Below are 22,433 nucleotides of genomic sequence, written 5' to 3' on the forward strand. Positions count from 1 at the left end.
CTTTTTATCGCTACATGGGTATAAATTTCTGTTGTTTCGCTACTATTGTGCCCTAATAGGGACTGAACATACCTTAAATCAATGTGGAACACCACCGCGGCCATATTCTAATAAGTGAGTAACAAAGCTGTGACGTAACATTTGTGGTGTCACCCTTTAGGTGATCCTTGCTTTTTTGGCTGCCCTGGCTACTATTTTCAATACACTGGTTGCTGGACATTTTACTCATACACAAAGATATTCCTTCGGTCGGTAGGCTTTGTAATATTTCCTTAAGTCTGCTAACATTTGCTCTTCCAATAGTGTAAGCTTGTCCTTATTTCCTTTGCCTCCTCTTACTTTGATCACCATACGCTCACTGTCTATGTCACTAATTTTCAAACCCTTATCAAATTTAGTAGGACAAAATGAAACACTTTTAAAAAAAACTAAAATGTGCTAGGATCAATTTTAAGGGAAGGGTGAAAATACTCCAAAAAATGTATGCAAATAAAAAAGGTAGTCACGAATAAAAATCGTAACTACCTGATTATCAAGAGCCCCCTACCGGGATCGAACCAGTGACCTACTGATTACAAGTCAGTTGCTCTACCAGCTGAGCTAAGGAGGCTTGCTACTAAAAGCGAGTGCAAATATAAGTTGAGTTTTAAATTCTTCAAATATTTTGATATTTTTTTTTAATATTTTTTATCTTTTTTTCTTGATTAAGTTTGCGCTTTATATTTAAGAACTCGAAACGTTATTTATAAGTAACTGATTTTTAAACACTTTCAATTTCAACCCTTATTTTTGAGCAAAAAAATATTCCAGAAAAATTATTTAAAAAAACATGACCAAAAAAGAAAAAGCCATTGATATTGTGAATATGCTGGAGGAAATTTACCCGGAAGTACCCATTCCTCTGGATCATACTGATGCTTATACCTTGTTGATTGCCGTATTACTTTCGGCTCAATGTACTGACGAAAGGGTTAACAAAATAACTCCGATTCTTTTTGAGAAAGCAGATAATCCTTTTGATATGGTTAAGCTGACGGTGGAGGAAATAAAAGGGATTATTCGTCCTTGTGGTTTATCCCCCATGAAGTCGAAAGCGATCTGGAATTTATCCCAAATTCTTCTTGATAAATACAATGGAGAAGTACCCGATTCCTTCGAAAAACTGGAAGAGCTACCCGGAGTGGGCCATAAAACTGCTTCAGTAGTCATGTCCCAAGCTTTTGGGGAACCTGCTTTTCCGGTAGATACCCACATCCATAGATTAATGTACCGATGGGGGCTTTCTACTGGCAAAAATGTAACCCAAACAGAAAAAGATGCCAAACGCTTATTTCCAAAGGAAAAATGGAATAAGCTTCATCTTCAAATTATTTATTACGGCAGAGAGTATTGCCCGGCCCGTGGCTTTGTTTTAGAGAAATGCCCAATAACTTTAAAACATGGCAGGAAGGCATTTGTCAATAGTCTGGTAAAAAAATCTTAAAAAAAATTCATGGTATGCATCCTTTCTATTTTTGTCATGTCTTTAGGGGAAAGTATGCATTAATTAACCTTAAAAATATTTTTCCCTGACAAAACCATTCATATCATGAAATTTATTAATTCTGTTGTTTTAGTATTTGCTTTCCTTATCTGTTCTTTAGCTCAGGCTCAGGAGGTTAAAAAAGATTTTAATGCCAACCCTGGAGGACTGTTGGATGTGAATTCTGATGCTGGTGGCTCCATAAGCATAAAGGGATGGGATAAATCTTCCATTGCGGTTGAAATTTCTCATGATTATAATGAAAACCAAATCGCATTTAACTTTAAAGAAACGGGAAATGGATTGGAAATTACAGCCAGAAATACCGGTGGCCGGAACAATAACCATGGCAATCTGAAATTTGAAATTAAAGTACCCAATAAATTCGATTTGGAGTTAAGAACCAGTGGAGGAAGCTTAAGCATTAACAATGTTAGTGGTGATATTGATGGCAAAACTTCAGGTGGAAGTATTAATTTAAATGAGATTTCTGGAGATATAAATTGTAAAACAAGTGGGGGAAATATTAGCTTAAATAGCGTAGAAGGGGAAGGTAACCTGAATACCAGCGGAGGAAATATAAATATTAATGCTTTAAAAGGTGAATTTGACTTTGCTACAAGTGGTGGGAATATCAATATTGCGGACTCAGAATTTGAGGGTGATGCAAGAACCAGTGGAGGGAATATAAAAGTAGCAGGCACAAAAGGAAAAATGGACCTGGCCACCAGCGGAGGGAATATCTCACTAAGCGATTCTGAGATTGAAGGAGATGTAAGGACAAGTGGAGGAAATATTTCCATTTCCAGTGCACCGAATGGAGGAAATTTTGTTACTTCAGGTGGTAATATCAATGTGGAAGAAGCGGGAAATTTCATAGTATTGAAAACAAGTGGTGGGAATATTTCAGTGAAGGAACTGGATGGAGGTGTGGAAGCCAAAACGAGTGGTGGCAATATTAAAGTAGCGATGACGGGTGATCCAAAAGTTGGGGACAGAAGCGCTGAATTAGCCTCTTCTGGTGGTACAATAACCTTATTAGTTCCTGAAGGATTGGATATGGATATTGAAATAGAATTGGAAATCACCAGAAATGCCAATAAGAAATATAAAATTGAAAGTGATTTCCCTATTACTCAAAATAATGCCGGAGATTCAGGGGAGCGCACAATTACTGGAGTTGGGAAAACTGGTAGCGGGAAAAATAAAATTAAATTGAAAACAGTGAACGGAGATATTTTCCTGAAAAAGGCATAAACCCCAGATCCAATCATATTGGATAGTAATAATCACCTTTTCAGTTTGTACTAACTTTTAGAAAGTATATCCGAAAAAAGAAAAAGTTTTCCCAAATCAATGATTGGGAAAACTTTTTTTATTCTCTTAATGATTAATCTAGAATAGCATTCCGGCTACGGTGGCGGTCATCATGCAAGCCACAGTAGCTCCAAATAAAGCCCGAAATCCCAATTTGGAAAGTTGTCCCTGTTGATTAGGAGCCATCCCTCCTATCCCTCCAATCTGAATGGCAATGGAACTAAAATTGGAAAACCCACATAATGCATAAGTGGAAATGAGAATAGATTTCTCCGATAAAATTCCATTGGCTTTCATATCTGCCAGACTACTGTAGGCTATAAATTCATTGATTACCGTTTTCTGTCCCAGCAAACTACCCACCTGAAGTGAATCAGACCAATTTACTCCCATCAGGAAGGCTCCAACCCGAAAAACCTGCCCTAAAATATATTCCAGGGAGAAACCGGAAAACTGATTATTTGTGGCATTTATGATCATTTCATTCAATCCGGTAACCTCTCCAATGAAACCGGTCAACAAGCCATTTATAGCATAAATAATGGCAATAAATGCCAGCAGCATTCCTCCGATATTTAAAGCCAGTTTCAATCCTTCTGAAGCACCTCTGGACAAAGCATCAACCAAATTTACACCAAGGGTTTCTGTGTTAACCTTCAGTTTTCTATCGATTTGATCCAGGTCAATTTCCGGTACTAAAACTTTTGACATTACCACCGCAGCAGGAGCATTCATTATAGAAGCGCTTAACAGGTAAGAGGCAAATTTAACCTGTTCAGCAGGATCATCTCCCCCTAAAAAAGCCACATAACCAGCCAAAACCCCACCGGCAATGGTAGCCATTCCACCAGTCATTAAAGTCATAATTTCCGACCTGGTCATGTTGGCAATAAATGGTTTCACCAGTAAAGGGGCTTCAGTCTGCCCAAGAAAAATATTTCCGGCTACAGATAAACTTTCCGAACCTGAAAGGCGCATCGTTTTGGCCATAATCCAGGCAATGGCATAAACAATCTTTTGTAAAACGCCCAAATAATACAGTCCGGCCGTTACTGTGGAAAAGAAGATAACGGTTGGGAGTACCTGAAATGCAAAAATAAATCCGAAAGATTCTACTTTAAGGAGGTCACCAAAAAGAAACTCAGCTCCATTTTTTGAATATCCCAAAAAAATCACGAATACCTCACTAATTTTAAGGAAAAATGTAGCTACAAAATCGACTTTGGTAATCAGGATTCCAAATACAACCTGAAGGATTACCCCAATGATAACCAGTCTCCAATCAATCGACTTTCGGTTTAGTGAAAAAAGCCAGGCCAACCCAATCAAAGCCGAAAGTCCTACCAATCCTCTTAATATTTCCATTTATTCTGTTAGAAAAGTTATATCAAAGTTTGTACTGGCTAAAATTAGGTAACAGGGCGGATAATGGCAACTTGTTAGGGGTTTATCCCATTTTACTTCAGGTGATTACAAGGAATCATAATACGAAATAATTTTTACCAATTGATCTTGTTTGGTTGTTCTCAATTTGTTTTTCTTCATGAAGGCGGCTACTTTTTCATCGTGCTCTCCCATTTCCTTTAAAAATTCCTTTTTCTTTAAAGACAACCGATGTAACTTTCCATCAGGTTTGTATAGGTAAAATTCTTCCTCATGGGCAATTTTGTCTCTCGGAGTTTGACCATTTGCAGCCATAGCTCTTGTCGCCCCAAAAGAAGCATCCGCAACCTTAACCTTGGCAATATAGTCTACCACAAGTTTGGATTTACCTGTATACAAAATTTCAAAATAATTTTTTTCTTCTATTGAATAGTTTGTGGACGAAAAACCATTCTGAAAAAACAACGAATATTCTCCTTGTTCATCCTTTATTTTAAACTTGTGAATTTTCGTATTATCTACAATAAAAGAATCCTGCTCATATTTTATCTCCAGAAAATCTGTCATTAAATTATATCTCAATAATACATATTCTGGGAGTTCCTCCTTTTCTCCCAAATAAATTAACCCTTCTTTCCATTCATTTGACTCAGAATAATAGGGAGAGCCGTCCAGCATATTTACTTCAGGGTCCCAAAAATCAGTGGCAGAAGTTGATTCACCAGTGGGGTTAAAGGCAAACCGATAGGCCTTGCTAACTTGTGTATAAGAAATTTGTGTACTTAATAACAAAAAAAGCAGTATAAGTTTAATTTGAACTAGTTTCATCTTTTGTGGAATTTATTTTTAGTTAGTTGTTTCTTCAGAAAATTAACTTGTATTAAAAAGTGTTTTAATCATTATCCTATTGGGAGCTAAACTACAAAAAAAGGTGCTTTGATAATTACCAAAGCACCTTTTTCTTATATTATGGTAACTAATTAATAATTAGTTGCCACCATCCCACCATACTCTTGTAGCATGCTCATCACCTCCCATTCTTGCCACAGCAGCAGCAAGGTTTTCTCCATTTAAGTCTCTTTCTACCTGAGGATATGGCATTCTTCTAGGAATTGCATCCAATACTGCTGCAGGAGCAGGCGACAATTCCGGATATCCAGTTCTTCTGAATTCAGCATAAGCCTCTAAACCAGTCAAATATAAAGCATAGTACTTTTGGTATCCTATAGACTTTAAGCCATCATAAGCAATTTCAGGCTGAGCGATGTAAGCTTCAATATCAGCAGCCTCTACACCCCATTGTTCCATAGAGGCAGTTATTGCAGCCTCGTACAATGCTTCTGGATCACCTTCAATCCAACCCCTTTGTGCAGCTTCAGCCTGAATAAACAATACTTCCGCATAAGTTAATACATAACCAGGAGAAGTAGCCTGCTTCACAGCAGCACCTGGAAATGAAATTTCAGCATTCGTAACACTTCCAGCTTCAGCATTTGTTACACCATAAGGCATACCTATATAAGGATCAGCCGGATCAGCTGGAGTTTCAGCCGGATCAGCAAAAATTGGCAACCTTGGGTCATTAATTGGCTTCATCATATCCACCAAAACATTACTGATTGCATAATCTGTTCGGCTATCGATATTAAAATGCACATACATAGGGTTTGCATTGTTAGCATCCTCTAAAAACGCATACACTGCATTATCAGCATTACTTTCAAATACCCCATTAGCCATAGCGGTGGAAATAGCATCCTGTGCTAAAGCAGGATTTACATTTGACATTCTTATTCCTACCCTTAGTAATAATGAATTGGCAAACTTTTTCCATTTGTCCATATCACCATTAAAGAAAATATCTCCCTGAATTCCTAGTCCTCCGTCAATTTGAGATGAGGCATCCTTTAAATCAGCCACTAATCCAGTGTAAATATCAGATTGAGCATCATACTTAGGTTGAAATATTTCGTTACCTTTTAAGGCCTCTGAATAGGGTACATCACCCCAGAAATCAGTGATTGTCTGGAACAACAAAGATCTCATGATTTTGGCTACGGCAATCTGATTATTATTACTTCCAGATGTAGTATGACTGGCTGCTAAATCCGGATCGGAATTCAAATTGATGATTTCTGTAAAATCTGCAAGAGGTCCTGTATACCATCCTGAAAAATTTGATTCAGGAGTTTCATATCTGGTAATATCAGCATATTGTGTCTGAGACATTTGCTGTGAATAATGTATTCCATAGTTATTCCAACCATCAGTCTGATCAAGTATATAAGTAACAGCTGAACGCTGGCCCTGAGTCATTAAATAGGAAGTAGGTACAACCGTTGGGCTATTTGGGTTGGTATTTATTTCTTCGAAATTTTCTGTACAGGCACCCAAACCAAGTAGCACAGAAATGACTAAAAATTTTAAAAATATTTTTTTCATATCAAAATGATTTTTTCTTTGAATTATTATTCTCCAAATCTTAAATGGAATTCAAACAAGTCATTTTAAAAATTGAATACATTAAAATGACTTGTAAAATTCAATTATAATCTGAAATTCAGGTTAAAGCCCATAGATCTTACACTAGGGTGCTGTCCATTTTCAAAACCTTGAACATTACCTGAACCAAGAGCCGATTCAGGATCTATATTCGGCACATTTTTATGAAGAATTGCCAGGTTTCTTCCTACAAGAGAAGCACTTATAGACTGGAATGGCGTTTTGGCCACTAATTTTCTTGGAATAGAATAAGTCAATCTCATTTCTCTTAATTTCACAAAACTGGCATCGTAAACATACTCTTCCCTATAGTTTCTTAAAGTACCCCAGTAATTAACAGATTCAATGTAAACATCATTTGGAGTACCATCTTCAAACACTCCATCAGATCTCCATCCACCACCTTCAGAAACTGGGTCCCTTTGTGGAACGCCTCTATCATTATTTCCTACAGTGTTTGACAATAATCCAGAATAAGAACCATATCGGTTGGTAACTGAATAAACACTACCACCTTTTTGGAAATCAATAAGTGCATTTAAAGAGATTCCTTTATAAGAAAAAGCATTATTAATACCACCAGTAAAGTCAGCCAAAATATTTCCAACTACCTGATTAGTTGATCTGATGAAATAGCCATCTTCATCTACAAGTCTTTGCCCCTGATCATTATATGTAAAGGCATCTGTTACAATTGCACCATAAGGTTCTCCTACTTTTGCATTTACAGAAGGACCCCAGCTATCTAATAAATAGTTGTCTAAACCTTCTGCCAGCTCTACAACCATATTGTTATTTTTTGCCCAGTTAAAATTCACATCCCATCGGAAGCTATTTGACATTTGAAGCACTGAAGCATTCAACATTATTTCCCATCCTTTGTTCGTCAATTTACCAGCGTTTACAATCGCCTCATTAAATCCACTTACACTTGGTACAGCCAATGGAAGAATTTGGTCGATAGTAGCCATGTCATAATATGTAACATCCAAACCAATCCTTCCATTAAGGAATCTCATATCAATTCCTATCTCGTAAGAAGTAGTTTGCTCTGGCCTCAGGTCACTGTTATTTAAAGTATTTGGTACTGCAAAAGCAGGTAAACTTCCATAGTTATTTTGGCTAGAGTAAATATTTTGAAGCTGATAAGGATCTGTATCATTTCCTACTTTTGCCCAACCGGCTCTAACTTTACCAAATGAAAGCACATCCTGATTTCCTAACAACTCAGAGAAAACAAAACTTGCAGTTGCGGAAGGATATAGATAGGAATTATTATCCTGAGGAAGAGTAGATGACCAGTCATTTCTTAGAGAAAGGTCTAAGTACATCATATCTTTGTAACCTAAGTTAGCACTTCCATAAAGACTGTTTACCACTTTTTCTGAATAATAATCTGTGATATCTGGTCTACCTTTAGAAGCCTCTAAAGAATAAAATCCGGGAACACTTAGTCCATCAGTAGTACTTCCGTAATTTCTATAATATTTCTCGTGTCTGCTATTTGCTCCAAGGTTTACTGCAAGAGAGAAATCCTGGGTGATATCCTTGTTGTATTGCGCAAGGAATTCAAAGTTGTTCTCACCTTGATTTCTAACATCTTCTGAATAAGAAGACTGTGGAATTGATCCTTCAGCAATTCTCATTTCTCTTCTATCAGTATAGAAGTCAGTTCTTGCCCATCCCGAAACCACTAAGTCAGGGGTAATTTGATAAGATATCGAAGCATTTCCAAAAACTCTTTCTCTGTAATCCTCAGTTGGGCTTTCATAAAGCACCCAATAAGGGTTTTCCCAATAAAGTGGTCTTAAATTGGTTGGGCTACTGATATTCCAGGTTCTGTCAATTCCATCAGCAGTTTTATAGTTCCTCAATCTATCCATATCAAGTTGTCTTTGGAACCATTCGTTAAAACTGGTTACCACATTACCCTGATCTGCACCATATCCTGTACTTGGTCTTCCGTAAGTATCAGTCCTTACATAGTTTACATTAGCACTTGCAGTAAGTTTTTTATTCAATTTATGAGAACCAGAAAAGTTAAGGGTATTTCTATCCATTTTACTGTTTGGAATATGTCCTTTTTGGTTCATATGTGTCATAGAAACACGGAATGATGTAGTTTCATTTCCACCATCAAAAGCCAGGTTGTAGTTTTGAGTCATTCCTGTTTCATAAAAATCCTTAATGTTGTCTGGATTAGCCACAAAAGGAGTCATTTTTCCATAATCAGGATCATCTGGGAACCAGCTGTACCACTGTCTTACCATCTGGCCTTCCATTCTTGGACCCCAGCTTTCATCAGCTGCATAGTTTACCACTGGTTCTCCTTCATATAAATCAAACTCCTGCTTATATCCACCACCGTATTCATTTTGGTAGTCTGGTAAAAGCAATACACTATTAGCGGTCATACCCATATTGAAGCTTACTCCAATACCTTTCTTTTTGCTACCTTTTTTGGTTGTAATTAAAATTACACCATTACCAGCTCTTGAACCGTAAAGTGCGGCTGCACTTGGACCTTTCAACACTTGCATGGATTCGATATCATCAGGGTTAATATCCTGAGCAGCATTACCAAAGTCAGTACCACCACCACCACGGTTGGTACCTGCTGTATTGTAGTTTGAATTGTCTATAGGAGTACCATCAATCACAAATAATGGGTTGTTATTACCATTAATTGAATTGATTCCTCTAATCACTACTCTTGAAGATCCACCAAAGTTACCAGCCGATCCAGTTACCTGAACACCAGCTACTTTTCCGGCAAGCGCATTTACAATGTTAGTTTCTCTAGATTGAGATAACGGTTCGGAGTCTATGCCCTGAGTAGCATATCCAAGTGACCTTTCTTCTCTTTCAATACCAAGAGCCGTTACTACAACTTCAGAAAGTTGTTTGGCATCTTCTTCTAAAGCTACACTAAAATTGGTTTGAGACCCTAACTCAACTTCCTGAGTTTTGAAACCGATATAAGTGAAAACCAAAGCAGTGGCAGATTCTGGTGCACTTAATTTAAAATTACCATCGATGTCGGTGATAGTACCCACGTTGGTACCTTTCACCACAACATTCACACCTGGTAGAGGTGAGTCATCGGCTCCGGAAGTTACTGACCCTGAGATCATTTTATCCTGAGCATAGGCATGATTCAACCCAAGGGCAAGAATCACACATACGAGTGATCGTAGAATTGTTCGCATAAATTGATTGTTGTAATTTAAATAATTGATTAAACTAAATATAGTCTTGTCAGCTCACTGAAAATTCAGTGAACGGTTTTGGTAAATTAACTCTTTAAGGTTGTGGCATTAAAAAAGTTAATAGCTAGTCGTGATGTAAGTTATCGGTAATAATCTAATGGATAGTAGACGGGCTTACAGCGTAAGCTCTGGTATTCTTTGAGTTGGTACTAAGGAATATCTTGGATAAGTATTAATATTAATTCAAATAGTACTATTGACGCCAAATATATACCAACTTATATTAATCATCAAAAAAAATTTAAGAAAACTTAACACCAAGGTTTTTTTTATTTTGAATAACTTAACCTCTGCCACCGGTGTAAGTATTTCCCTTTTCGATGACATTTTTTCTCCATTTTCCTTTAAGAAAAAGCACAGCAAAGCATGTGGCCTAAAATCAAAATAGCCATGAAAATTTGCTTTATAGCATTTTTCAGAAAGAAGGAAAAGGAGAAATCAGGAATTGCTCAGGGAGAGCACGCGATTAAATTGTGTGATTGAAATTCGTTAGAAGAATAGTCACAGTAATTTTTTTTCATAACAATACTAGGTGTTGTAGTTTTAATAATTGTTTCAGTTAATGTCTTTGTAGTTAAAGAATCTACATTAATTCAATCCTTTAATTTTAAAATTTTGCTTGTTGTAATAATTGTGACCTGAATGTAATATTCTATTCATATCTCTCCAAATAAAACCTTAATGATTTTAATCAATTTTGAAATATCCCCCAAAATGGGGTATTTGTATATACCCCATTTTGGGGGATACAAAAATAAAACCTGCTTATCTCTCTGGGAATAGCCATTTTTTCCCTGCATAGGCAATATGTCTTTTAATTTACGAAATTTATTTTTCCCGACCTAACCTGCCTTTTGAGAAAATGACCGATAAAAAACTGGCAATTCTTATCCGAAGTCAACATGATCACCTTCCTGTTTTTGGAAAAATCAATGACTGGTTACGATAAAATACTGATCTTTTTGAATCATCTACTGAGGTTTCACCAAAGCAAAAATCAAGTCCAGAGATTAAAATTGAAATCTAATCATTTTTTTACATGATTTTTCTAATCGAATTGACCTTCTTTTACCCGTTTTTACCTCCCCTTTATTTTTCTAGAAAGTTGATTTTATTTTTTGACCAGGTGTTTTTTTCTGTAGTGAACAGGTGTGCAGCCTTTTATTTCCTTAAATAACCGGGAAAGATTTTTACTGTTTTCAAATCCATTATCAATGGCGATTTCGAAAACAGTTTTATCAGTTTCAAGCAATTGCTGACAAAATTTTTCAATACGTAACCTACAGATGTATTTATATGGAGAATAACCTGTGACATTCAAAAACCGCTGTTCCATTGCTCTCCTTGAAAGGGGAACCTGTTTCAGCACATCTGATACATTTAAATTGGTCTGGATATTTTCATGTATAAATTTTAATGCCTCCCTTACCAAAACATCCTTACTGGCATAGAAGTCAGTTGACCTTCTCTCAATAATCTGCGTAGGGGAAACTATTATATTATCTTGTATCATTTCCCCATTTCTCATCATTTTATCTAATAACTCAGCAGCTTCATAGCCTCCTTTTTCAGTATCAAGGGCAATGCTCGACAAGGGAGGATCCGAAATATTACAAACCATTTCATCATTATCCACTCCCAAAACTGCCAGGTCCTCCGGGATTTTTATTCCTGTCAACTTACAAGCCTCCGTAATATGCTGTCCCTGGTTGTCGTCACAAGCCATCAGGGCTACGGGTTTGGGTAAGGACGCGATCCATTTGGATAAATAGGAAGGCTTATAATACCACAATTCCCTGGACCTTGCCTTGGAGTGCTCAAAATAATGTACATGATAACCCTGTTTTTTTAAGGTTTCCTCAAACCCTTGTGCCCTTTCCCTCGACCAGACAATGTCATTAAAACCATAAAAAGCAAAATGTTTATATCCCTTTTTAATGAAATACTCAGCCCCTATTTTTCCAGCCTCAAAATAAGCACCTGTAATGGAGGATGAACTTTTTAACCGGTTTCTAAGGTCCTGAACAACCACGGGAATTCCTTCTTCCTTAATGGCATTAACCTCCTCTTCGGTTTCCAATTGACCGATGATCCCTTCTGCCCCCCACTCTTTTGCCCAATCTATTAGCCCTTTTACCCCATAATTTTTCCTAAACTCTGCCGGCATTCGGCAACAAGCCCAAGGAGCGTTATCTTTTATATATCTGGAGATTCCTTTTAAAAGATGCTTCCCATATTCCTCTGATAGATCCAATAATAATATTACTTTGGGCATCTGTATTTTTTTAAAAAATTTTGAAAATTAATCTCTTGGGGCATGTCCCATAGTATCCGGAGCACCTTTGTGGTACCTGAACCGCTCAACTGATTTTCCATCAATCACCCTTATTCTATTCCGGATTTTTTCGTATACTTTTTCCTCTTCTCCTTCTGGATAGGCTTTTAAATCAGACCCTTTGTAATCATACCATCCCGAGCTCCACTGACTAACATATTTGGTACCAGCTTCAACTCTTAGCTCTACAAAATCACTGATATCCACAATCGTATTTTTATCGGAAATATTTCCACCATAAAATAAAAATTCAGGAACTGCATAAGCCTCCAGTTTATCCTGTATGATTTGTCCTTCATACAGCAAAGGCCATTCTGCAGCCCTTACAGCATCTGCAGCCAGATAAGCTGCTGCCCTATGGTCACTTTTTTGCCACACCTGGTAATTGTACCCGGGATCAAAAGCCAACAGCACATCTGGTTTCAATTTTCTGATATAATACACCAGTTTACCTACAACTTCTTCACGATCAGCAAATTCAAGCCGACCGTCATCATACCCCAGATTAATATAGTGTTCCTCTGAAAGCCCTATTTCTTTCATGGCATTCAGTTGCTCCTGTCTCCTAATTTTCGCCAGATCATTTCGGCTAAGCTTTGGATCTTTCGTGCCAACATTTCCGGTAGTCATGGTTAAAATGAAAACCTCATTTCCGTTTTTTTTGAGCATGGCCAATGTCCCATGAGATTGAGAATCATCATCAGGATGGGCAGCAATAAGTAATATGGTTTTGCCAGTCCAAGCCTCAACAGGCTGATCTGGCTGGGCCAAAGCAAGAGCACTCATGAACCATCCCATTAAGACATTTAAAATTATACTTTTTGTCATATCATTTTTAATTTCCTTTGAAAAATAGAGCTGTTTTTTGGTGATTAATGATGGCTGGATTTCATATTTTCCTTCAAATTTCCCTCACAACATCGTCAGGCTCCAAAAGACCTTTCTATACTTTTTCAAAGAGATTACTCAATGAATTTAGGTGTAATTAGAGGATATTCAATTCAGAAAAAACACAAAATAGCAAACTGGTCGATTTTATTATTGGAAAACCATTTTAAAAAATCCTTTCAATTTTTAGTAGTGGTATTTTCAAATATAGATTTAAAATAATTAAACAAATTCGCAAAATAAATATTTACATCCTCAATTTACGAAAATTACTTTGTATTTACCAAAAAGCCTGATCATTTCTGTTTCAAAACAAAAAAGTCCGGACAAATGCCCGGACCCCTAATCAAATTCTTAATTGGAAATCGGATTTATTCCTTAAGCTGAGGAAGCTCACTGACGATTACTTCCAGGTTTTCCAGCCTTTTTTTGAGTTGCTGGTTTTCAATTTTTAAAGTCTCCAGTTCTCTTTTATCTCCCGAGGTTAATCCACCCGATTTCATGTTCATTTTTTTCAGTGCAAGCATACTCCCGCAAATGATCGCAACAATGGGTATGCATAATGCTATTATTCCTTCCATATTTTTTTTATTAATAATTTACTTTTAAGGCTGTTTAAAATTTATTTTTTTGGTAACAAAAAGTAAGGATGGCAATTGTCATTACATCCGGGCCAAAACAAAATTTCAGCTAGCCTATGGCAATTTAACAGATGGTCAATTAAAATTCAACTATTAATATTCAAGTAGCATATCTTTTCCACCACAGGTTATTTGTTTTGATGAATTTACCATACATACTTTCAAAGTCCCCGGCTTCAGATGGTTTTATCCGAATTATTTCTTTTTGATCTCCCAAACATTTTCCTCATTTTCTGCATTATGCAATTATGGAAATAATAATAAAAACCAAAGTAGAACAATCCATCCAAAAAGTTTGGAAAGGATTTGATAAAAGGCTTTTGTTGAAATTTAGCCCTCCTTTTCCAAAAGTCAGTATCACAAGGTTTGACGGATCGCAGAAGGGAAATGAAGTTCATCTGAAACTGGATTTAATCTTTTTTAACCAGGAATGGAAAAGTTTAATTACCCAGGATTTTCAAAGTGAAGCTGAAATGTATTTCATAGATGAGGGTACTCAGCTCCCTTTCTTCCTTAAATTTTGGAAACATAAGCACCTGATGGAAAAGAAGGATGAAGGCACCTTAATCATTGATCACATTAATTTTAAAACACCCTACATTTTTACAGATTTCCTTTTTTATCCTTTGCTCTATTTTCAGTTCCTTTACAGAAAACCAATTTATAAAAAGGAATTCAAGCGTAATTATGTCAGATAAAATAAATAGAGTAGCTTTTGTGGGTGCAGGAAATGTTGCATGGCACTTATCCCAGGCCTTCCAAAAAGCTGGCTGTAAAATCACTGAAGTTTATTCCCAAAATATTGAAAATGCCAGGGCACTTTGCGAAAAGCTAAATTCCGGAACGGCCAAAAACGAATTGGATTTTTCGGAAAGTAAAGCTCAATTAATTGTTATCTCTGTAAAGGATGATGCCTTGACTGATTTGGTCAAACAATTAAAATTACCTCAAGTAACTCAGCCAATTGTAGTTCATACATCAGGCTCACAGCCACTTTCCATAATCTCAGATTCACTTCCTTCGGCAGGGGTATTTTACCCGCTTCAAACTTTCTCCAAGAGGAAGGAAATTGATTTATCCAGGTCCCCTGTATTAATAGAATCCAATAAAGTAAAGGACAAAGGACTATTACTGGAATTGGCAAAGAGAATTTCTAATTATGTAGAGGAGGTGGATTCATCTGCAAGAACATCTTTACATATTGCAGCTGTTTTTGCCTGTAACTTTTCAAATCATTTATTTGCCATTGCTAAAGAAATCCTAAATAAAAAAGGACTAAACTTTAATCTATTGGAGCCGCTTATTGAAGAAACTGTTTACAAAGCATTTTCCCATTCCCCAAAGGCTGGCCAGACTGGCCCTGCCATCCGAAAAGATGAGGAAATTATCCAAAAACATTTACTGGCCCTAAAAGAAAATGCTTCTTATCAACAACTCTACGAGTTGCTAACAAGAAGCATTCAAAGGCATGCTTAAATAAAACTGAAATTTATTTTACCCTTAATTTTTCTCCAACTGAAATTGTGTCATCCGTTTTGCTGTTAAGCCTTTTCAATTGGGAAACACTCACTTTATATTTCCTCCCAATAGAATACAAAGTTTCGCTTTTCTTCACGGTATGATAAACCTTTTTTGAAGTAGCCGGAGCAGAATAAGTAGGCTGAGTATTTGTATTTGGTGCAGGTGTATTATTTGTCAGCTGCACATTAATGGTTGAAGTACTATTTGCAGGCACAGCCTGGAAAGAAGGATTCGTATAATACTCATCACCAGATACTGCCTCATTTATTCCTTTGTAAGTTCCTAATCTGTTAGGGGGTAATGAAGTAGGCGCAGAAGTTTGAATAGGAGTAGCTACAATAACCGAATTATTATTAGGAGAAGAAGTTGGCGCAGAAACCTCAGAAGGATCTACGTAATCCACTACTAATTTTGTTCCTATTAACATCCTGTCTGCTTTTGATCCATTCAACCTTTTCAATCGATCGATATTGGTACCGTATTTCCTGGCAATGGCATATAAAGTCTCGCCACTCTGCACAGTATGATATTGTGCAACCTTATTTGATTTTGGTTGATAAGTCTTTTTAGGTTTTGTGGAAGCCATCTTCACCTGCGCCTTAGGCTGAGTATTTTGTACAGGTGGATTTGAGTTATAAGAAGGCACATTATTATTTGCTGGTTGGTTATAAGAATTGTTATAACCAGCAGGTTGGTTATATTGGGGTTGTTGTACAGGCACATTAGCCACATTATTGGCAGGTGCTGATCCTGGTTTTACCACCAATTGTTGTCCGGTATAAATATCTGTACCAAAGGGAATATTATTCCATTTTCTCAATTCATCCACAGTGACATTATATTGAGCAGCAAGCGCAAAAATATTATCAGTATTTTTCACCACATGATATTGAGGCTGAGTGGCTACCTGATTTTGATTTGGCTGTGTACCGGCTGGTGTATTGTAATACGATGTCCCCGGATTTGCAGTAGCCACCTGCGGATTGCTATTTGGATTACTTCCGGCAGGAAGTAAGAAAGTTGCCCCCTCATTATAATTAGCTGCAGCAGGCTGGAAAGCATTACCTGAATTATTATAATTTGAGGTAGGAACTGAAGTAGAATAAGCAGGATTTCCGTAAGCATTATTATTACTGTTATTTGCATAAGCCTGATTTACACCTGCAGGGCTTCCCTGCCCAACAACCAGTACCTGGCCTACACTAATTTCATCACCAACCAGGTTATTCCAATCCCTGATATCATTTACCTTAATGTTGTAATCTCTCGAAATTTTATATAAGGTTTCTCCTTTAGCAACTGTATGAGTTTTTGAAGAAGAAGTTACAGCCTGTCCATATCCTGCAGGCTGAGCATATTGATTATCATTTGAAGCAATAATACCACTTGGGTTACTTACATAAATTTGCTGGCCAACCTCCAGGTAAGTACTATTACTTAGTCTGTTCCAGGCAATTAGATCCCTTGCCGAAACACCATAGTTTCTGGCAATGGCATAAATTGATTCACCTCTTTGAACCACATGTGTTTGAGCATTTTGCTGAGCAGTAGCATTGCCGGCAGCCGCATAATTTGGGTTGTTTCCTGAGAAAAGATTCTGATACTGAGGATTGGTAGTTCCCTGACTTCCAGCTGGCACTCCATAATTTGGATTATTTCCCGCGACATTGCTCGAAGGCAAAATTATTCCTGATTCCGGATCCGTAGGTAAATTAGTATTTTGGTTTGAGGGCTGATTTACAGGAATTACTTCCCCATTTGGTCCAATTCTATAGGCAGGTTGGTTTCCATTAGGTCCTGCCTGATTTGAAGCCACATCTACAGGTTGTACCCGCAAAACATCATCCTTTTTCAAAGTAATACTTTGCAGTTTGTTCCAATTTTTAAGATCCAATGCTGATACATTATACATTTTGGCGATAGAGAAAATGGTCTCACCTTCCTGCACCGTATGATATTTTGCATTTGGATTAATATTTCCATCCTTGGTTTTGGCTAGCTCTTCCGATTTCTTGGCATTATCCTTCACAGGAGGTTTCCCTTCAATAAATCTATCCCAGGGACCTTCCTCAGATTTCATATCCTTTTCGGTAAGGGCAACTTTTTCAACCGGGGCACTTTTACTTCTTTTGGATTTCAGGTACATTTTTCTGCCAACCACCACATTTTCAGTGGGAGTCATCCTATTTTTGCTCAAAAGAGATTTCTTTTTCACTCCATAGATTTGGGCAATATCCCAAAGCGTTTCTTTTGGCTTTACAATATGGTAATCCACCTGAGCACTTCCTTTTTTAGATTTTAAATAATACACTGCACCTTCTACCAGATCATCTAATAGCACTGGAGAAGTATCATTGTATTTGGCGAATTTATCTTTACTTAAATCCACGAAAGCCAGTAAATTATTTACATCCTGATTTGGCCTTGCTATAATGGCAGGAAGTCCATTCGCAGTTACCTGAATGATGGTATCACCATTGTAAACCTTATAGGTTTTATTGGATATTTTCGGATACAAATCCTGATTAGGATTCATTTGAATTTTTGCGTTTTCCCATTTTGACAGGTTGTCATTAGAAATGGAAATAGCCTGACTAAGGTTAAAAACAAAAGTCAAGCTGAATGCAAGAAGAAAAGCATGCCTTAAATTCTTCATGTGCTTAAATATTTATCAGAAAAATTGTTTTATACAAATATAACAAAAATAATATCTTTAACTTTTTAGCAAGTCTTCATATTATTACATTTTATACGGCTAAAATCATAAAAAATTGATTTTGTGCTAATTAAATTTACGAATAATTGTACAATATAGAGGTAATGAAATTCCAAAAAAATTATTAAAATGGCAATATTTTAAGATTTTAGTTTTTGAGCCACTAAAATTCCATCTCTTACCGGAAGAATTGTAGTTGAAAATCGTTCATCCTCCAACACCTGATTATTGAAAACCCTGATGGCTTCTGTGTCTTTATCATTGTAACCCTCCTTATAAGCCACCTTTCCACTCCAAAGCACATTATCTGCCAGAATCACTCCTCCAACTCTTACTTTTTCAGCCACCAGATCAAAATAATTGGAATAATTTCTTTTCTCAGCATCTATAAAAACCAAATCAAATTGTTCTTTTATATCCGGAATTATTTCCAGTGCATTACCAATAATTTGCTTCACCCTATCCCCTAATCCTGCCTTTTTTATATAACGCTTTGCCATCTCTTCTAATTCCTCATTCACTTCAATAGTATATAGCATTCCTCCTTTTTTTAACCCCCTGGCCAGGCAAATAGCAGAATAACCTGTAAAAGTTCCAATTTCCAGGACTTTTTCAGCCTGCATCATTTGAACAAACATGGTGAGCAAAACCCCTTGGGTATTTCCGGAGGCCATTTGAGGAGCAAGGGTATTTAAATGTGTTTCTCTGATTAACCCTGAGAGCAATTCCGCTTCTTTAGTAGTGTGTTGGTCAATATATTGACTTACACCGGCATCGGTAATTTCTATATTTTTTTTCTTTTTCATAAATAGATTAGTAACTGGTAATTTATATCATTTGTGATTTAATATTAACACAAACTTACATCGGATAAAAAAATAATTTGATTATGCAGAAATAATATATATTTTATTTTGCATGAATAAAAATAAATCCTTATTTTAAAGTATGAATGAATCCATTACTACTAAAATTTTTGTGAACAATGAAGCAGCGATAATATTTGAAATTGCTGCAAAAAACATTGTATTTGTTATGGTAAAAGGAGACCTTTCCGGCTCCTCTTTCCGCCAAGCTGGTGCTAGCCTCATTGAAGTGTTTGAAAAGAATAATACTTCAAAATTATTGCTAAATCTTAGAAACATGCAATTTATGTCAAAAGAAGATCAGGCCTGGGCATCAGAAACCTTCCCTCAGAAGCTCTTTCAATTGGGATTAAGGCATGTGGCTACAGTCAGACCACTTAATATTTTTTCAGAGATCACCCTCAATAAAATCAGAGACGAAATCAATAACAAATTTGACAGTAATTTTAAAATGGAATCCTTTCATAATGAAGAACAAGCTTTAGAGTGGCTCTCAGCGTTTAATTGACAGGGTTTCCTTCATAAATTTTTCTCAGACCATCCACTAATGGTTGATAATTTTTGCTTGCATTATTACACAACACCACAATCGTTTTATTTAAATCCAGGTATCTGAAAAAATGAGTTTTATAGCCTGGATTATCTCCCGAATGCCAAACCATTTTCCCAAAACTTTCTCCTTCCTCAATCTGCCAACCAAACCCGTAATGACTTAAATATCCATTATTTAAGGTCATCGATGAATAAGATTCATCTAAAGTTGACCCCTGAATAAAAGCACTGTCCCTTAATATCATATCCCAATTTAGCAGGTCAGGAGCATTGGAGCTTACTCTGCCTGGCCCCTTCCTTTCACCTAAAAAAGTATTATAATCAGCCCAGGGAAAACTTTCTGCTGGTAAATACCTGCTACTGTCTTCTGAAAAAACAAATCCTTTGGCAAAATTATCCATTTGCTGTTTTGTGACTGTGGGGCGGATAGCAGTATTTGTTAAATTAGCTTTATCGAATATTCGTTTTTGGGAAAATGCCACAAAATCCTCCCCTGTAACCTTTTCTACTATACTTGCCAACAATACATAACCCGTATTACTATATTGATACTTTTCACCTGGCTCAAATAACATTGGGGGATGGTATTTTACCAGATATTCCAAAATTTCCTTATTTCCTGCCACTTTGGATTTATCCCAATGCTCATAAAATAAAGCCATATAATCTGGCAGTCCTGAAGTATGCGTTAAAAGATTTCTGACTGTAATATTTTGATAAGGTAATTCTGGTAGAAATTTCCTAAGGGAATCATCAAAACTCAATTTATCCTCTGCGGCAAGTAACATAATGGCCATTGCAGTAAATTGCTTGGAAACAGATGCCAGTTCAAAAATATCATTTTTACCAAGCGGAACCTTAGTTCCAAAATCTTTATATCCTTTAGATTTATGAAAAATAATTTCTCCATGATCGGCTATTAAAACTACTCCGCTAAAATCTTCTACAGATTGAAAAAGAGAATCTGCAATTGCCAATACATCAACAGGCACACCCTTTAAATTCTGTTGATTATCAGTATTTTGTGCACAATTAGAAAATAATATTACAATTAAGGAAAGTCTTATACCCTGAATTAATTTTAGCATAGGTTAATTAGATTTTTTATAGGCAAATTTCACTTCTTCCGCAGTGCCATCTTTATGCCCTATCACTACATAAATATTCATTTCATTTTCACTTATCCTCTCAAAGGTAAAGTCATCAAAATAAACTTTACCCGAAGTCATTTTTACCAGAGGGAAGTCCACTGTTTCATCCTTTTCTTCCCAGCCCTTCAGATCTCCATGAAAATGTTTTAACCTGAGTATCAAAGAATTACCTTCTTCAGCGATGGTTAAAATTTCATAAAAATTCACCTCATTATTCACCACCAGTTTGAAAGACCCCATCATGGACCCACCCAGGGGTGAGGTCCAGACTTCCTCAGTTATTCCACCAAAAGCTTCTCCTTTCCAATGCCCTGCTATCCATGCGATATCCTTCAAATTTCCTTCAGGAGCCACACCGGTACTATCATAAGACAAGGTATTTTGGGCAAAACAGGGAATAAACCCCTGAATAATAAAGAAGATTAAAATTTGAATAATTAGTTTTTTCATATTAAATACAGCTCAATGAGATTGCCAATAAATAAAGTAAAATTAAGCATTAATCAATTCTATTATACTTTTTCATTATTTCTATTACCTCATCTACGGGAAGCCCCTCAACTTTATGGTTGTTTTTGCCAGTCATGGTTTTCCCGGCAAAAAGGGAATTGATTATAGCTTCCTCTGTGGCCTCAATAGTAGCCAGAAAAAGTGGAGTCATTTCATCATTTCGCAACACCTCCATTTTATTCGTCCGCGAATCTGAAGCATAGGGAATCCTCAGATTTTCTGCGGTTGAAACAGCGATTACATAATCTCCACTACCATTTGAGGCAACACCTCCCGTTTTTGCAAGTCCCAGCATCGCCCTTTTCGCAATTCTTTTTAAATTTCTTGAGCTTAAGGGAGCATCAGTCATCACCACTATCATGCAGGAACCATCTGCTGAATTCTCTATTTTATCTTTAAATGGATAATTCTCTAATTCAACCGCTATGGGCACTCCATTAATTTCTAAAACTCCACCAAAATTGGTTTGAACAATTACCCCAACTGTATACCCTCCAAAGTCTTTGGGAATAATCCGTGAGGCAGTTCCAATTCCCCCCTTATAACCAAAACAAACAGTTCCTGTTCCGGCCCCTACAGCACCTTCCTCCACTGGCCCACCTTTGGCATTATTGATGGCCTCCAACACATCAGATTCTTTTACATGCCGGCCTCTGATGTCATTCAAACCTCCATCATTAGTTTCTCCAACTATAGAATTGACTGAACTTACCCGTTCATTATCCTCTAGTGAAAGGGTATAAGAAATTAAGGCATTTGAAGCTGCAGGCACACTCAGGGTGTTGGTGAGCACAATGGGCGTTTCAATATTTCCCAATTCTTCCACCTGGGAATAACCAGCCAACTTTCCAAAACCGTTTCCAATATAAATAGCCGCAGGAAGTTTCTCCTGAAATATATTTCCTGAATGGGGGATTATGGCAGTTACTCCGGTTCTTATACTATCCCCGGCAATAAGTGTTTTATGTCCTACTTTCACCCCGGGCACATCTGTAATGGCATTTGCCTTTCCTGTATTCAATACACCTATTTTTATCCCGAAATCCCGGCATCTCCTGGATTGAGCAGTTCCCTGATCACAAAAAAATGCAACCATTAAACAGGTAAGAAAGTAATGAAGGATTTTCATTTCAATAAAATTAGAAGAACAAAAAAAGTGATTAAGAGAGTGGTTTTGGAATAGGTGATGTGAAAGACCTAAAACTAAGTCTGGTTTTCCAGTTAACCAAAGATTTAGAAAAAAACTGATGGTTATTTGCT

18 protein-coding genes and 1 tRNA gene are annotated in these 22,433 nt (G+C 36.7%); 5 read left to right on the plus strand and 14 right to left on the minus strand.

What is annotated here, in order from left to right; translation table 11 throughout:
• Window positions 1-225: 225 nt before the first annotated feature.
• Together A3EM_RS47405 and A3EM_RS0100815 are read right to left on the minus strand one after the other, a co-directional pair.
• Complete coding sequence (locus tag A3EM_RS47405) at window positions 226-381, minus strand: site-specific integrase (RefSeq protein ID WP_020526253.1); 156 nt, start codon at window positions 379-381, stop codon at window positions 226-228.
• Between the two features lie 156 nt (window positions 382-537).
• A tRNA-Thr gene (locus tag A3EM_RS0100815) sits at window positions 538-610 on the minus strand.
• A gap of 219 nt (window positions 611-829) precedes the next feature.
• Here A3EM_RS0100815 and nth point away from each other — a divergent pair.
• Both nth and A3EM_RS0100825 read left to right on the plus strand, forming a co-directional pair.
• On the plus strand, window positions 830-1,483 hold the full coding sequence (gene nth / locus A3EM_RS0100820; protein ID WP_020526254.1) for an endonuclease III: 654 nt from the start codon (window positions 830-832) through the stop codon (window positions 1,481-1,483).
• A gap of 105 nt (window positions 1,484-1,588) precedes the next feature.
• The gene (locus tag A3EM_RS0100825; RefSeq protein WP_020526255.1) at window positions 1,589-2,779 is read left to right on the plus strand and encodes a DUF4097 family beta strand repeat-containing protein; all 1,191 of its coding nucleotides are present in this window, start codon (window positions 1,589-1,591) and stop codon (window positions 2,777-2,779) included.
• A gap of 138 nt (window positions 2,780-2,917) precedes the next feature.
• On the opposite strand, the gene A3EM_RS0100830 is transcribed toward A3EM_RS0100825, so the two are convergent.
• From A3EM_RS0100830 to A3EM_RS47410, 7 genes are all read right to left on the minus strand, one after another.
• Window positions 2,918-4,204, minus strand: coding sequence for a NupC/NupG family nucleoside CNT transporter (locus A3EM_RS0100830; RefSeq protein ID WP_020526256.1), 1,287 nt, complete (start codon window positions 4,202-4,204; stop codon window positions 2,918-2,920).
• A gap of 105 nt (window positions 4,205-4,309) precedes the next feature.
• A complete protein-coding gene (locus tag A3EM_RS0100835) occupies window positions 4,310-5,050 on the minus strand; it encodes a hypothetical protein (protein ID WP_020526257.1) in 741 nt (246 codons plus the stop codon).
• Between the two features lie 159 nt (window positions 5,051-5,209).
• The gene (locus A3EM_RS0100840) at window positions 5,210-6,664 is read right to left on the minus strand and encodes a SusD/RagB family nutrient-binding outer membrane lipoprotein (RefSeq protein WP_020526258.1); all 1,455 of its coding nucleotides are present in this window, start codon (window positions 6,662-6,664) and stop codon (window positions 5,210-5,212) included.
• Between the two features lie 104 nt (window positions 6,665-6,768).
• Entirely contained in the window at window positions 6,769-9,933 is a 3,165-nt protein-coding gene (locus A3EM_RS0100845) for a SusC/RagA family TonB-linked outer membrane protein (protein WP_026210025.1), read from the minus strand.
• Between the two features lie 1,171 nt (window positions 9,934-11,104).
• Window positions 11,105-12,268 (minus strand): AraC family transcriptional regulator, encoded by a 1,164-nt coding sequence (locus tag A3EM_RS0100865; RefSeq protein WP_020526262.1) that lies wholly within the window; start codon window positions 12,266-12,268, stop codon window positions 11,105-11,107.
• A 27-nt stretch (window positions 12,269-12,295) separates the two neighbouring features.
• A complete protein-coding gene (locus A3EM_RS0100870; RefSeq protein ID WP_020526263.1) occupies window positions 12,296-13,156 on the minus strand; it encodes a PIG-L deacetylase family protein in 861 nt (286 codons plus the stop codon).
• A 431-nt stretch (window positions 13,157-13,587) separates the two neighbouring features.
• Window positions 13,588-13,725 carry a hypothetical protein gene (locus A3EM_RS47410; RefSeq protein ID WP_169513318.1) on the minus strand — a complete coding sequence of 46 codons (138 nt, stop codon included), beginning with the start codon at window positions 13,723-13,725 and terminating at the stop codon, window positions 13,588-13,590.
• Between the two features lie 380 nt (window positions 13,726-14,105).
• On the opposite strand from A3EM_RS47410, the gene A3EM_RS0100890 reads away from it, so the two are divergent.
• Entirely contained in the window at window positions 14,106-14,555 is a 450-nt protein-coding gene (locus tag A3EM_RS0100890) for an SRPBCC family protein (protein ID WP_020526267.1), read from the plus strand.
• On the plus strand, window positions 14,545-15,333 hold the full coding sequence (locus A3EM_RS0100895; RefSeq protein WP_020526268.1) for a Rossmann-like and DUF2520 domain-containing protein: 789 nt from the start codon (window positions 14,545-14,547) through the stop codon (window positions 15,331-15,333). The genes A3EM_RS0100890 and A3EM_RS0100895 overlap by 11 nt, the downstream gene beginning before the upstream one ends.
• 13 nt (window positions 15,334-15,346) lie before the next feature.
• On the opposite strand, the gene A3EM_RS0100900 is transcribed toward A3EM_RS0100895, so the two are convergent.
• Complete coding sequence (locus A3EM_RS0100900) at window positions 15,347-18,034, minus strand: LysM peptidoglycan-binding domain-containing protein (RefSeq protein WP_020526269.1); 2,688 nt, start codon at window positions 18,032-18,034, stop codon at window positions 15,347-15,349.
• A 200-nt stretch (window positions 18,035-18,234) separates the two neighbouring features.
• A complete protein-coding gene (locus A3EM_RS0100905) occupies window positions 18,235-18,900 on the minus strand; it encodes an O-methyltransferase (protein WP_020526270.1) in 666 nt (221 codons plus the stop codon).
• Between the two features lie 142 nt (window positions 18,901-19,042).
• On the opposite strand from A3EM_RS0100905, the gene A3EM_RS0100910 reads away from it, so the two are divergent.
• The gene (locus tag A3EM_RS0100910; protein WP_020526271.1) at window positions 19,043-19,468 is read left to right on the plus strand and encodes an STAS/SEC14 domain-containing protein; all 426 of its coding nucleotides are present in this window, start codon (window positions 19,043-19,045) and stop codon (window positions 19,466-19,468) included.
• On the opposite strand, the gene A3EM_RS0100915 is transcribed toward A3EM_RS0100910, so the two are convergent.
• Genes A3EM_RS0100915 through A3EM_RS0100925 form a run of 3 tightly spaced genes read right to left on the minus strand, consistent with a single transcriptional unit; the run spans window position 19,461 to window position 22,302 of the window.
• A complete protein-coding gene (locus A3EM_RS0100915; RefSeq protein ID WP_020526272.1) occupies window positions 19,461-20,600 on the minus strand; it encodes a serine hydrolase domain-containing protein in 1,140 nt (379 codons plus the stop codon). The two genes, A3EM_RS0100910 and A3EM_RS0100915, sit on opposite strands and share 8 nt — an antisense overlap.
• Window positions 20,601-20,603: 3 nt before the next feature.
• Window positions 20,604-21,113 (minus strand): DUF6265 family protein, encoded by a 510-nt coding sequence (locus tag A3EM_RS0100920; RefSeq protein ID WP_020526273.1) that lies wholly within the window; start codon window positions 21,111-21,113, stop codon window positions 20,604-20,606.
• A gap of 49 nt (window positions 21,114-21,162) precedes the next feature.
• Window positions 21,163-22,302 (minus strand): DmpA family aminopeptidase, encoded by a 1,140-nt coding sequence (locus A3EM_RS0100925; RefSeq protein ID WP_020526274.1) that lies wholly within the window; start codon window positions 22,300-22,302, stop codon window positions 21,163-21,165.
• Window positions 22,303-22,433 lie beyond the last annotated feature (131 nt).

The sequence above is a fragment of the Flexithrix dorotheae DSM 6795 genome (assembly GCF_000379765.1).
Lineage (GTDB): Bacteria > Bacteroidota > Bacteroidia > Cytophagales > Flammeovirgaceae > Flexithrix > Flexithrix dorotheae.

What these genes read in the sequence shown, in the direction of transcription:
- A3EM_RS47410 (WP_169513318.1), bottom strand. Translation starts at nt 13,725, where the DNA reads ATGAACATGAAATCGGGTGGATTAACCTCGGGAGATAAAAGAGAACTG.
- A3EM_RS0100865 (WP_020526262.1), bottom strand. Translation starts at nt 12,268, where the DNA reads ATGCCCAAAGTAATATTATTATTGGATCTATCAGAGGAATATGGGAAG.
- A3EM_RS0100870 (WP_020526263.1), bottom strand. Translation starts at nt 13,156, where the DNA reads ATGACAAAAAGTATAATTTTAAATGTCTTAATGGGATGGTTCATGAGT.
- A3EM_RS0100840 (WP_020526258.1), bottom strand. Translation starts at nt 6,664, where the DNA reads ATGAAAAAAATATTTTTAAAATTTTTAGTCATTTCTGTGCTACTTGGT.
- A3EM_RS0100890 (WP_020526267.1), top strand. Translation starts at nt 14,106, where the DNA reads ATGGAAATAATAATAAAAACCAAAGTAGAACAATCCATCCAAAAAGTT.
- A3EM_RS0100845 (WP_026210025.1), bottom strand. Translation starts at nt 9,933, where the DNA reads ATGCGAACAATTCTACGATCACTCGTATGTGTGATTCTTGCCCTTGGG.
- A3EM_RS0100925 (WP_020526274.1), bottom strand. Translation starts at nt 22,302, where the DNA reads ATGAAAATCCTTCATTACTTTCTTACCTGTTTAATGGTTGCATTTTTT.
- A3EM_RS0100825 (WP_020526255.1), top strand. Translation starts at nt 1,589, where the DNA reads ATGAAATTTATTAATTCTGTTGTTTTAGTATTTGCTTTCCTTATCTGT.
- A3EM_RS0100915 (WP_020526272.1), bottom strand. Translation starts at nt 20,600, where the DNA reads ATGCTAAAATTAATTCAGGGTATAAGACTTTCCTTAATTGTAATATTA.
- A3EM_RS0100835 (WP_020526257.1), bottom strand. Translation starts at nt 5,050, where the DNA reads ATGAAACTAGTTCAAATTAAACTTATACTGCTTTTTTTGTTATTAAGT.
- A3EM_RS0100920 (WP_020526273.1), bottom strand. Translation starts at nt 21,113, where the DNA reads ATGAAAAAACTAATTATTCAAATTTTAATCTTCTTTATTATTCAGGGG.
- nth (WP_020526254.1), top strand. Translation starts at nt 830, where the DNA reads ATGACCAAAAAAGAAAAAGCCATTGATATTGTGAATATGCTGGAGGAA.
- A3EM_RS0100895 (WP_020526268.1), top strand. Translation starts at nt 14,545, where the DNA reads ATGTCAGATAAAATAAATAGAGTAGCTTTTGTGGGTGCAGGAAATGTT.
- A3EM_RS0100900 (WP_020526269.1), bottom strand. Translation starts at nt 18,034, where the DNA reads ATGAAGAATTTAAGGCATGCTTTTCTTCTTGCATTCAGCTTGACTTTT.
- A3EM_RS0100905 (WP_020526270.1), bottom strand. Translation starts at nt 18,900, where the DNA reads ATGAAAAAGAAAAAAAATATAGAAATTACCGATGCCGGTGTAAGTCAA.
- A3EM_RS0100910 (WP_020526271.1), top strand. Translation starts at nt 19,043, where the DNA reads ATGAATGAATCCATTACTACTAAAATTTTTGTGAACAATGAAGCAGCG.
- A3EM_RS0100830 (WP_020526256.1), bottom strand. Translation starts at nt 4,204, where the DNA reads ATGGAAATATTAAGAGGATTGGTAGGACTTTCGGCTTTGATTGGGTTG.